The organism is Flavobacterium fluviale, assembly GCF_003312915.1.
Lineage (GTDB): Bacteria > Bacteroidota > Bacteroidia > Flavobacteriales > Flavobacteriaceae > Flavobacterium > Flavobacterium fluviale.
The window spans coordinates 3,229,591-3,241,812 of sequence record NZ_CP030261.1; the positions used below are offsets into that span (position 1 = coordinate 3,229,591).

Here is a 12,222-nt window from a genome sequence, read left to right on the forward strand (position 1 = left end):
TAAATATTAGTTTTGAGATTATTCAGGTCAAAATTTGATGATTATGTTTGTTAGTTTGGATGAAAATAAAAAATATGTGCCTATTCTTTACTGTTATTCAACTGAATCTAAAAATTGATTTGTTTCCATTATACTAGTTAGGATTTTTATTGTTGAATATTGCCCTAAATTGGCCATTGAATACTACCAAAAATCTTGAAGTATTCTGCTCCTAATTCTTTTTCGACAGAGTAAACAAAGGCAATATTGCCAAAAAGCCAGTCCTTAAAGTTTCGATTTGTAATATTGGATTTTTGCATATGATTCTCAACTCCATTTTTAATACAGTGATGCAAATGGTGTTCTATATCCTTTTTCTTTTTCCTGGGAATTGTAACTTTTTTATTGTTTACTGAGAGGCCCGTTACAAAGAATAGACTTCCTCTTTTAAGGATTTTGGTTTTTCCCATATTTACAAATAATTTTTCGTCCTTTATTATCTTATAAATTGTTTTCTTTACAGAAATTAAAGTTTCATAATCTCCAGAAAAGGTTAGATCATCGGCATAACGGGTATAGCTCAAATTATTTTTGGATGCCAGTAATGTTAAACGATGATCGAGGCTTAGACAGAAAAGATTTGAAAGCTTTGGGCTTGTCGGGGCTCCTTGAGGCAATATGCCACCATCATGTTCTAAAACAACTTTTTTGAGATGCTTTTCATTTTTTTTAAAAGATTTAAAAAACATTTTGTCGGGAACAACCGAGCAGATTTTCGCTAAAGCGAAAGCAACATTTCCATGATAACCCATACCTTTAAATATGCGGTAAATCTGTTTTTCGTTTATAGAATCAAAGAATCTCAGAAAATCAATTTTTAAGATAGCTTCTTTATTCAAGTGACTCTCAGCATTGTTTTTTATGCTGGCTTTTAAATCGAACCCTTTGCAGCACTCGTGTGAAGGCCGGTTTTCAAGGATGTTTTTTAAAATCCATCGCTGTAAATATTTCAGTTCACTGCTGGGAGTCTGAATAACTCGGTAACCTCCTTTTTTTTTCTTCATCTTAAATCTTTTATAAAAACCGTCTCTCGGCATATTGCACAAGTGTATCATGTTATTTATATTAAACTTTGAGATGAGCCCCAAATGATGTACTGAATAAATTACAGGTAGCCCCTGATCAATCAGATGGGCCCGATATTGTGCGATGTCATTAAGGAATTCCGGAGAAGGAGGTGCCGGTATTTCTTTTGGGATGGAATTTTTAATTATTGATGGAATAGTCATAAAGGCAACTCTTTTATTTATTCGGCGTGAGCATTACTGCACAAACCGGAACGTAGTGAGGATATTGTGCAGTAAAGTTTGAAAAGTTACTTCACTAAATTCTTGGATAACTATCCAGGAAATCAAGATTTAAACTTATTTAAATGACTTGAAATTGCTTGCCATTTATGACCTTCCATTAAATTTTTTTGGTATGTAATCAATAACTTTTATTTCAAAATTAATCTTTTCATCCAAATATAGCATTTTTTTATTGCGTTCAATGCATTTTTTAGCGTCCATGTAAAGGCTTAGTCCAAAAGAAGTTAATTTACCGTTAGGTTCAAAAATACCCTTTTCACGCCCGTTTAAAATGTACTGATCATAATCTTTTTGCATAATTCCAAGTTTGTGACAGATGTTGGCAGTAAGGAAACCTTGTCTGGAAAGCTTTATGATACTGTAAATTGAAAAATCAGTACTTGATACAGAAGAAAATTCTTTTTTTCCTTTTTTTATCTTGAAAGAAAAAAAGTTATCCTTAAGATTTTGGGTTCCAAATTCTTTTAAAATAGATAGTTCGTAAGATATATTCTTGCGTAGTTCACGAGAAGTATGCATTTTATCAGGAGAAAATCTTGGAATTAATGGAATCCATCCTGTAGTACTTGCCCAGATAATGGGTAAGGTGTTATTTGGGCTTCCGTAGGCAAATGATACAAGGGCTTGGGAATTGTCATAACCAAGTGCATTGATAAATTTCTCTTTCTTGCCCACTTTGCTTTTTTTCTGACTCAGGGATTTACCATACTTAAATGCCATGTCCCGATAAGGTACGTGTTTGCGATATCCAAAATAACTTGCATCGGGAGCAAAGGCTTTTTTGAAAATATTAGAAGGAGGTATTACGACTTTTGTAAATAGTCCTTTTAAGTTCTTTATCCCATTTCGCATACCTGCGATACCTATAAAGTAAATATTTGCAAAAGCCGTCATATATTCACGGCTTACATAAAAATAATCCTTAACAGAGTCTCCAGTTCCTACAAAATCGTCCAGCATAATCAACGAATAAATGCTGAAATTGTCATACGAAATATCTTTGAGGTTGTTTACGAGTTTTATGGATTTGGCATTTTTTTTATAAAAGGAGGTTTTTTGAAAAAAATAAGCAATCATACTTCCGCTTTTACCAAATTCTCCCACATCATTGACGATCAGCTGATGTCCATCGGGTACATTTTTAGGAAATAAATTCACAAAAGCATCATTTAATATACTTTCAATCTCATATGTTGTATAAACAGTTAAATTGGAAAGTATTTTTTTTGCAAGATCTATTTCATGCTCTTCGAAGTTTCCTAACCATTTTACAATATCAAGAGGACTGACGACATGCTTAAGCCTTCCAGACAAAATTTCTAGTTCTGTATTATCTATGTTAATGTTAAATGACATTATCTCAAAAGAATTTAATTATAAATTATATTAAGGATCATCCTAAAAGGCAGGCAGAGATATTAAAGAGTAGAATGAAAAGTCATAAATATAATTTAGAGCGAGGCTTAAATTTTGCAATTAGAAAATTGCCAATTATAGCCGGATGATCTTTTCTTGCAGCAACAACTGTAGCGGTATCAAATTCACCTAACTCATTACCACTGCCATCCCAATATCTGGCATTGCGACGGATTCCATATAGAATAAATCCGAGCTCAAGTATTTTTTTGATTTCCTGATTCAGATGAATTTCATATTTAGCGGTTTCGGAATACCCCATGTCCGAAAGGATATCGCCATTGTCTTGCAGGTCTTCAAAAAAACTTCCGATAAGTTCTGCTTCATCTTCTGTAAATAAATCGTCATGGTTAAAATCGAAAACATGAGCTCCACGTACTAATTCAAAAAGATGCCTTCCGGAATTTATTCTTTCTAAACTTTTTATATTTAGCCTGTCATTAGCAAATGCTGAGGGATTTTGTTCTAACGTTGTCTTGATCCAGGCTTCATGATTTGACTTTAAAAGCCTTAATTTACTAGTAGGATAGTTTTCTACAAGCCCATCAATTTTTTTGTGATCATTTGGACATAAGAGAATTAAATTTTCATATCCGTCATAATCACCGTTATATTTTTGATCGCTTCTTGGTCCATTTCTTTTTGAAATTATATGGCATTCCATTCCTATAACCAATTTTTCAGAAGTGTTCTCAACATCCTGCACAAGTTCTATTCGACAGAGTGCGCAAAGATTTCCAGATTTTGACCATAAAATTTTCCGTGTTCTATCGCTAATCATAATTGTTACTAATGGATTTCAATTCAATAAGTAAGTTAAGCAATTATAAGAAATTTTAGGGTAATAATCAAGATGTTAAAAGTATAAACAATTTTTATTTTGATAGCACAAAACAATTCGATAAAAACTTCTTTACTTCATCTTCATTTTTACCGCATTTACGCGTTATATGCTAGATGATTATTAGATTTTAATTAATTTATTTAATATTTTTTTTGTTAATTTTTTTTAATTAAATTTCACAAAAAATGAGATTGTACCGATAATTAGAAATAATTATTAATTTCAAAGATCACCAAATTAATGAGTAGAAAATTTCAGGACCAAACCGCCGCAGATAAAAAGGAAATTGGATTTCATTATCAGCATTATTATGCTCTTCTACAATTATTAAAGTTAAATCCTGATGAATCTTTAAGCGTTGAGGAAAAGGACGATATCGTTATAACCAGCAGTAGTGGATTAAAATTACTTCAACTAAAACATACGCTTCAAACTAAAATTGATGGTTCTACTAAAAATTTGACCTCAAAAGATTATTCGCTTTGGCACACTATAGACAACTGGCTGAAATTAATTTGTGACCCTGAAGATGGAAGGGAAGATGACTCAGCCCAGATTGCTTTTATCGCGAGTACATACTTTGGATTGATTACGAACAAGTCTAAAAGCGATGAAAATGTGTTTTTAAACAATCTAGAGGAACTAAAAAAAGCTGCTATTAATATTGAACAATTTAAAGAAAATTTAAGCAATTTAACGGAGCCTAAAAAAAACTCAAAAAGTAAAAAAGTAAAAGATCAATCAATAGAAGAGCCTATTATGAACCAGGTCATAATTGATTTTTTAGAGTTTAAGTATTTAGAACAATTACTTAGCAGAATTGATATTACTGTAAATGAAGACAATCTAATTTGCCAAATTAAAGAATATCTAAGAATAAATTTAGCTGTAGACAATTATGAAGATGCCTTTTTTGAAATTGAAGGTAGATTGAGAACTATTAATTATCTCACAATTAAAGATAATGAGAAAGTGGTTTACAGTAAGGCTGATTTTTCAAAAAAAATTCTGCAGCCGGTACTGGATAAGGTCCGAAATTCGAAATTTTACAAAACTACTGAAGCATATATTGAGAATCCAAAACTGGAAGATAGGATATTTGCAAAACAATTGCTTGACCTAGATATAGATTTGGAGGATATTATTGAGTATAATCATTATATGCAGATATGTCTAGCCAACTTAAAAAAATGGGAAGAGCGAGATAATATTATTTTACCTGAGGAAAGAGAACTTTACTTTAAGCAAGCAGTTAAAACTTGGAAACATCGACATCAGATACGCCATAGGCAAGCTAATAGTGAAGAAAATAACTCGCTTGACTGTTATGATGATTGTATGCTGGAAGTTCTTAAATTAAGCTCAATAGAAATGGATCCAGATATTTCAAATGGAACATTTATCTATTTAAGTGATGAGTTAAGAATAGGTTGGCTAAAAAAATGGAAGGACAAATATGGCAACAAATAAATTTTTATATAATAACGAAGGAATTGCCTTGGTGGCAATCTTAAGTGTAATGTCAAAAATGAAAAGTCTCGAATATTCGAAAGTTTTTTTGATACTTCCATTTTTGTTAAACGATAATCTAACAATATTTCTTAAAAACAAGAATTCAAAGGTAATCGGAATCCAAGATTTGGTTTCACGCAGGATTGGCAGTTTTTTGAATTTCAACGGTTCATTCAAGAATTTTTATGCGTTAACTTTCAATGCGATCTGTATAGCTGAGGAACTAAAATTTATTAAAGTGGAATCGAATTCGATCATCTATCTCGAAAATAATTTCGATTTACAATCCGGCTCTTTAGGATCAAGGGCTAAGAATATAGTGGCAGCTTCTGAAAAATTACAAGCTATTTTAGAGATTGACACCATTGAACTTTATTCATCATTAAAAATACATTTATGAATTTTTACATAAAACAGATCAAATTGTGGTTTAATAACGGTAGCACAAGAGAACTTGATTTACTTCCTAATAAAATAAATGTCATTACAGGAGACAGTACTACTGGGAAATCTTCAATAATCCGAATAATTGATTACTGCTTTTTAGCAAGTTCCACCGATATTTCACCTAAATTCATAGGTGAAAATGTAAAATGGTACGGAATTAATTTTATAATTAACAGTAAAGAATTTACTATTGCTAGAGGTTCCATAAGTAGTTCGGAAACGTCTAATCAATATTATTTTTCAGATATTGGTATTATGCCCGAAACACCTTCCTCCAATATAACAGAAGGGGAGTTAAAGAAAATCCTGAGTAAAGAATTTGGAATTGATGCTGAAACTAATTTTGTAGGATCAAGCAGTGTAAAAGCCAACACTAAGATTTCTTTCAGATATTTTTTATGGCTATTCTGTATACAAAGGCAGGAAACCCTACCAAGTGGGCACTATTTATTTGATAAGCATGAAGAAAGCAGATATAAAGATGCTCTTTCGGTTATGAAGCTCTTAGACTGGGTAATTGGAGCACAGACACCAAAGAATATTTTGCTGCATAGTGAAATTAAAAAAATTGAAGTTGATCTCGCGAAACTTGAAAAACGACAGTCGATAGAGATTTCAAATAAACTAAAATTTAAGGAAATTCTTGGCGGTCTGTATACGAAAACAAAAGAGTTAAATTTAATAAACCACAACATTTATGATGATGGTGAGCTTATAGCAAAATTGAAAAGTCTTATTCATAATGGCATCGGCGACATTGATCCAACACCATCTGAAGTCATCAAATTAAAGAATCAAAAAACAGAAATTCTACTTAAAATTAGAAACCTTACTGGATACGAAAAGCAGAATAAAAAGTATCAGGATTATCTGAAATCAGATATTGACAGTCTAGCACCAATTAGGTATCTAAAAGATAACTTCAGTGATTTTCTAACAACCAAAACGGTTGTGAACCTTATTGATAATTTAGATAATGAGTTCCGCAGCCTGCAGTTGCTGACTAAAAAAATGATAGTCAAAGATTCATTAACCTTGGATGTCAGTTCAGAAATAAAAAAATTAAAATCAGAATTAGACGAAATCAACTCGAAAATACATGAGCATCCAGAATCTCACAGTATTCAAGCAACGGAAAGGGAAAAGTATATCCATCTTGGTTATGTCAAAAGCAAATTAGAAGATTACGAAAATGATTCCAAAACTGAAGATTATAAAAACAAGAAAAAAGAATTAGAAGATAAAATAATTGAAAAATCAGAACAATTAGATGAAGATCCAGAATTAAAAAGAATCGTTTTAAATTTTTTAGGAGAAAGCATAGATGAATCATTAAAAGAGCTTCAAATAGAAAATTATTCTGATTATAAAGCCTTTTACAATGAGTCATCAAATAGATTAGATTTAATTAATTTAAAAACAAATGAAAGAATCAAATGGCAGCAATTGGGAAGTGCGTCAATTTACCTGTATCTGCATTTAGCATTTTTTGGAGGAACGCATAATTACATTAATAGAGATGAGGAAAATATTTATATACCTACATTCTTAATGTTGGATCAGGTAAGTACACCGTATTATGATCAAACAAGAAAAGATAAAAAAATCGAAAAAACAGATAATGTTGACATTAAAGATTTATCGGAAACCGATAGAGAGAAATTAAACAAGGCGCTTAAATACATGAATAATTTTATTAATGGTTTCAAAAAGAAAAAGAAACAATTTCAGATTATTCTATTAGAGCATATTCCAGAAAATGTTTGGGTCGAAGAGAAACTTGAAAATTTCCATCTAGTTGATAAAGAATTTAAAAACGGAAACAAACTTGTAAATCCTGAGAATATCAATTAATATGCTATATGCTGCTTAGCATAAAATTAAAAAACGCATTAGATTATTTAGTATGCTTGTATATTGACAGTTATTTAACGTACATAATTTAATTGTCAGAGTTTGAGGAATTCTAAATCGTGATAAGCAATTATTATGATTTAGAATTTTTTAAAACATCTTGCAGTTGTGTTAGATCTACTGAAGAGAAATCCACATAAAGCATACCCCAAAATTCAGGTAATGTGATATTAAATTTTGAATTTATTAAGCTGCCAATAATATCAAAAATTAAATTTTTTGAATTTTCCAGGCTCATGGGTGAGCTTGGAGGCTGATGACCGGTCCTTCCGTGCCTAGCATAAAAACCAAGAACTTCGTAGTTGTTGGCGGTATGTGTAAAGTCATTTAGAGGAGTTTTATAAGGAGTCAAAAAAGTTTTATCATCAATTGTTTTTAAATAATACCTGATATCATCATAAATTATATAAAGCATTCTATAATCAACTTTATTTGAAAGAAGGAAAAAAAGATTAGTTAGAAAGGGATTTTTGCATATTTGCTCGAATAGAATATAAATCGGATTACTTGGTTTATTTTCATCTGAGTCAACGATCACAGAAAAATCAACATCAATTTTATAAATTTCTGTACTTTGTACTTTTTCAAGAAATCGCTTTGAATCAATATCATAGATATTTCGTATTGTAAAATAATTACTGCCATTCCTATTACGATCTAGTAAAGTATAGATGCCTTGAAAAATTGCAATAATTTGAGAAGCTGTGTATATTATTTCGGTTGACGAAGTCATATCAGAAATCAATGATGATGTAAAAAAAAATTGCCTCCCTCCGTGATCATGATCTTCCATCCAAAAAAAGGAATGGTTGGTATTATTGTTATTTCCTAAAAAATTTTCAATGTGAAATTTAGAATCGACCTCTATGCTGTAACGTATATTTTTTTCCATTTTTCCATTTTTTTTAATTAATGATCGCATCAGATAAATTGATCTTATAACCTTTTTTGGTGATAGGAGGTAAAAATAGAAGTATTGATGAAATTAAAATAACGTATTTATACCCGTATTTTTAAAAGAGAAATAAAGCATTTTTTAATCACTGTTGAGTAACAATTAAGAATCACACATATTTGCGGGGAAGATTTAAGTAATGATGAAATTAAACATCATTTTCTAAATTTGATAGCTTTATTGTGATGAAGAATTTTCTTCATTTTCGTTTAAAAACTTTTTTACTATTGCGTTTGCAATGAATTTTAGAAAATTCAAAATTTCTGTAGCTTCTTCCAAAGTAACATTCATTCCTTCACCATTAAGTATTTTTAGAGCCTCGTGGGGTGTAATTTTTCCTTTAACCTTTTCTTCTTCAGATTCCATAAACTTAAATTATTGTTAATATAAAGATACGGAATTTCTGTAAGTGTAATATTTACAGGGTTTTGAAACGGTTTGAATCAAGTAGGGTTAAATCTACAGATTTACAAACCGCGTACTTTTTCGATGTAAAATATGGTTAAATAGAACCGAAGAGACCAAAAAAAAAGCTAAAACTTTCGTTTTAACTTTTTTTAAGAGTGACCCTTACTGAACAATTTACAAACCATTTTATGAATGATTTGAAGAAATTAGCCTATTTTTCTATTGATTTCTAAGATAATTATTTAAGTTTTTTAATTAGAAGCGGTTTGTATGTTAAGTAAGGGTAAAAACTTAAAATTTGTTAATTCTTGTGATTAAGAACTTTTAGTTGAAGATTTACATCTAAAAATTAATTGTATCTCAAGAAATTTTGAGTGCTAAATTTAATTTGTTTTTATCATATTATTCTAATCAAAATTTAGTGTCAACAATATAATTAATAAATCAAATCTATATTAGACTTCATCATGATCATTTTTGAAACATAATAAAATAAATGTAGATTAGCATTCGATTTGAAACAGATTTTTTTCAATACAGAAATTATTGCAAATGAAATGGATTACCAGAGAAAGACCTAAGATAGACCGAATCGCATGTCCGTGGCTGATTAAGAGATTTGTGGATAAGGATGCAGAATTTATTTATGTTCCGTATAATATTGTTTTGGCGAAAGCCAAAGAACTGAGTGCTATTCCGTTTGATATTCCCGATGTTGAATATACACATTACAATGAGCAATGTACTTTTGATTTTATTATAAAAAAACATAAGATTAACGATCCTGCTATTTCAATTATAGCAGATATTGTTCGTGGGGCTGATACAGACAGACATGATATTGCTAAAGAAGCGGCGGGGCTTTGGGCTGTTTCTGCTGGACTTTCTTATAATATTCAGGATGATCATAAATTATTGGAATCAGGAATGGTAATTTATGACGCTTTATACAGTTGGGCAACGCATTTGTATAAGCAGAATCATCTGCAAAACAGTCCTTTTGAGAATTTACTGCATGAAGTTTATAATAAGTTTTTAAAAGAAAAAAAATCTGCCAATAAAACACCATCCTGGGTTAAGGATTTAAAAGAAATTATTCAGGATCAAATTGACGCTCAGTTTGCTTTTGATTTAAAGAAAATTTCAAACGACCTTGATTTGAATCCGTCTTATCTGTCAAGAGAATTCTCCAAATATTTTGAAGATTTGAATTTTGGAGAATATGTTAGAAAACTCCGTATTGAAAAAGCGATAAATCTGATTGAAAATTCGACTTATTCATTAACAGAAATCGCGTATATGACTGGTTTCTCAGATCAAAGTCATTTTACTAGAATTTTCAAGCTTCATACGGGCAAAAATCCATCCTCTTATCGAAAAAAAATACAGAAAAGTAATTCAGATACAAAAGGTAAATAAGGTTCTATTTTTTGAGAATCAATACTTTTAGTTTTGTTTTTAATTCTAAAAAAAACAAAAAAATGTATTTCAAATTTACTCTTTTATGTGCCTTATTTACATCTGTTTCAGCTGCTTTTTCACAAACTACATATCCGAAAATAACAGGTTATTTTGGTGTAATGCATCCTATAGTTACAATTAGTGGTGATGAAACCAATGTAAATTTCAGAGATTATTATGCCGTTGGATTTCCAACAGGAATCAACATTTGGAAAAGTGAAAAGATCGGATTTTCTTTAGAAATAGTTCCCAATATAAAAGATGATAACGGATCAAGTAAGGTAACAAATCTGACCTTCCATCCAGGAGTTCTGGTGGCTTTGGGTAAAGGATATTCCTTTGCTGGCCGCGTCGCTTTTGAATCGGGTGGAAGATATGGCTTTACACCTGTATTTAACAAAACCATAATCAAAAATAAAACATGCAGCTATTATGCAGCTGTACCGCTTCCGGTTCGATTCGGCAATGATCATACAGCTACTTTTACAGTAGGCTTTCAATTTGGAATAGCTTTTTAAGATGCAAACGAATCCAGTATACAGCTTAAAGCAAATAACCCTATATTTTCTTAAACTTGGTACGACAGGTTTTGGCGGCCCTGTTGCATTAGTAGGTTATATGTATAAAGATTTGGTCGAAAACCGTAAATGGGTTTCAGAAGAAGAATACAAGCAGGGTTTGGCTTTAGCCCAGTTAGCACCCGGTCCGCTCGCAGCGCAATTAGGAATTTATTTGGGTTTTGTTCATTATGGATTTTTAGGCGCAACCTTAGTTGGTTTTGCTTTTATACTTCCATCGTTTATAATGGTAATCTTGTTAGGAATTATTTATAAAATATTTGGAGGTTTATCATGGATACAAGCCGTTTTTTATGGTGTTGGCGCCACAGTTGTTGGTATTATTGCGCTCAGTTCGTATAAGCTTACATTAAAATCGGTAGGTGAGTTCAGCTTTAATTCTCTTAAATCAAAATGGCTGTTGTGGCTATTTTTTATTCTGGCGGTTACAGTAACATTCATAACAGAAAAAGAACATGTACTACTCTTTATCGCTGCCGGACTTTTGTATATGATTATAAAAGCTCCTCCTAATTGGTGGAATTCAAAGACAACAAATTTTATTATAATTTTTCAGATGGTCGTATGGGATTTTGAAGAATCTAATTTATTAAAATTGGGTATTTTCTTTGCCAAAGCAGGGACATTTGTTTTTGGCAGCGGACTGGCAATTGTTCCTTTTCTGCATTCCGGAGTTGTATTGGAAAATCAATGGCTAACCGAGCAACAGTTTTTAGATTCAGTTGCAGTCGCTATGATCACACCGGGGCCAGTTGTAATAACAGTTGGGTTTATTGGATATTTAGTTGATGGTTTTCTAGGAGCAGTTGTTGCGGCTTTAGCAACATTTTTACCTTGCTATTTGTTTACGATTCTTTTGGCACCATATTTTAAAAAAATTGCAGAAAATAAATCAGTCAAGGCATTTGTCGAAGGAATTACTGCTGTAGTTGTGGGTGCATTGGTCGGTTCTGTAATTATTATAGCAAAAAGAAGTATTATAGATGTCCCTTCATCACTAATTGCTGCAATAACTATTTTAGTTTTACTTTTTTACAAAAAAGTCAAGGAGCCTTACCTTATTTTAGCAGCTGGCATTGTGGGGGTAATCATCAAGCTAATATAGGATGCATTTCGACATTAAGCATTTTTTAAACTTTCTTTATGATAATTTCTCCCTTCCACTTATTTTTTAGATAAACTAAAATTATTGTTAATATAAAATAAGATTTTTTTTAATCTTAATGTTTATAGTACTTTAGAACGGTTTGTATCCTGTAGAGTTAACTCTACAAATTTACAAACCGCTTAATTTTTCGATGTAAAATATGGTTAAATAGTACCAAAATGGCCAAAAAA

General features: G+C 31.1%; 11 protein-coding genes. 6 read left to right on the forward strand and 5 right to left on the reverse strand.

What is annotated here, in order from left to right; translation table 11 throughout:
• Positions 1–164: 164 nt before the first annotated feature.
• The 3 genes from HYN86_RS14175 to HYN86_RS14185 form a co-directional block, all read right to left on the reverse strand.
• Complete coding sequence (locus HYN86_RS14175; protein WP_113678626.1) at positions 165–1,268, reverse strand: reverse transcriptase family protein; 1,104 nt, start codon at positions 1,266–1,268, stop codon at positions 165–167.
• 165 nt (positions 1,269–1,433) lie between these two features.
• Positions 1,434–2,705: a phosphoribosyltransferase-like protein gene (locus HYN86_RS14180; RefSeq protein ID WP_113678627.1), complete on the reverse strand. Its 1,272-nt coding sequence runs from the start codon at positions 2,703–2,705 to the stop codon at positions 1,434–1,436.
• An 82-nt stretch (positions 2,706–2,787) separates the two neighbouring features.
• Positions 2,788–3,546 (reverse strand): HNH endonuclease, encoded by a 759-nt coding sequence (locus HYN86_RS14185; protein WP_162789381.1) that lies wholly within the window; start codon positions 3,544–3,546, stop codon positions 2,788–2,790.
• A 303-nt stretch (positions 3,547–3,849) separates the two neighbouring features.
• Between HYN86_RS14185 and HYN86_RS14190 the strand changes: the two genes are divergently transcribed.
• From HYN86_RS14190 to HYN86_RS14200, 3 genes are read left to right on the forward strand one after another with little or no spacing between them, the layout of a single operon-like run.
• Positions 3,850–5,079 carry a dsDNA nuclease domain-containing protein gene (locus HYN86_RS14190; protein WP_113678629.1) on the forward strand — a complete coding sequence of 410 codons (1,230 nt, stop codon included), beginning with the start codon at positions 3,850–3,852 and terminating at the stop codon, positions 5,077–5,079.
• Entirely contained in the window at positions 5,066–5,521 is a 456-nt protein-coding gene (locus tag HYN86_RS14195) for a three component ABC system middle component (RefSeq protein WP_113678630.1), read from the forward strand. The genes HYN86_RS14190 and HYN86_RS14195 overlap by 14 nt, the downstream gene beginning before the upstream one ends.
• A complete protein-coding gene (locus HYN86_RS14200; protein ID WP_113678631.1) occupies positions 5,518–7,422 on the forward strand; it encodes a DUF3732 domain-containing protein in 1,905 nt (634 codons plus the stop codon). Before HYN86_RS14195 ends, HYN86_RS14200 begins: the two co-directional genes overlap by 4 nt.
• A 133-nt stretch (positions 7,423–7,555) precedes the next feature.
• Here HYN86_RS14200 and HYN86_RS14205 read toward each other — a convergent pair whose 3' ends face one another.
• Positions 7,556–8,374 carry a hypothetical protein gene (locus tag HYN86_RS14205; protein ID WP_162789382.1) on the reverse strand — a complete coding sequence of 273 codons (819 nt, stop codon included), beginning with the start codon at positions 8,372–8,374 and terminating at the stop codon, positions 7,556–7,558.
• A gap of 240 nt (positions 8,375–8,614) precedes the next feature.
• Positions 8,615–8,803 carry a hypothetical protein gene (locus HYN86_RS14210; RefSeq protein WP_113678633.1) on the reverse strand — a complete coding sequence of 63 codons (189 nt, stop codon included), beginning with the start codon at positions 8,801–8,803 and terminating at the stop codon, positions 8,615–8,617.
• Positions 8,804–9,397: 594 nt separating this feature from the next.
• On the opposite strand from HYN86_RS14210, the gene HYN86_RS14215 reads away from it, so the two are divergent.
• The 3 genes from HYN86_RS14215 to HYN86_RS14225 all read left to right on the forward strand — a co-directional run bounded on the left by HYN86_RS14215 (position 9,398) and on the right by HYN86_RS14225 (position 11,989).
• The gene (locus HYN86_RS14215; RefSeq protein ID WP_071637746.1) at positions 9,398–10,264 is read left to right on the forward strand and encodes a chromate resistance protein ChrB domain-containing protein; all 867 of its coding nucleotides are present in this window, start codon (positions 9,398–9,400) and stop codon (positions 10,262–10,264) included.
• Between the two features lie 62 nt (positions 10,265–10,326).
• Positions 10,327–10,824 (forward strand): hypothetical protein, encoded by a 498-nt coding sequence (locus tag HYN86_RS14220; RefSeq protein WP_071637747.1) that lies wholly within the window; start codon positions 10,327–10,329, stop codon positions 10,822–10,824.
• 1 nt (position 10,825) lies between these two features.
• Positions 10,826–11,989, forward strand: a complete 1,164-nt coding sequence (locus HYN86_RS14225) for a chromate transporter (protein ID WP_113678634.1) — start codon at positions 10,826–10,828, stop codon at positions 11,987–11,989.
• Positions 11,990–12,222 lie beyond the last annotated feature (233 nt).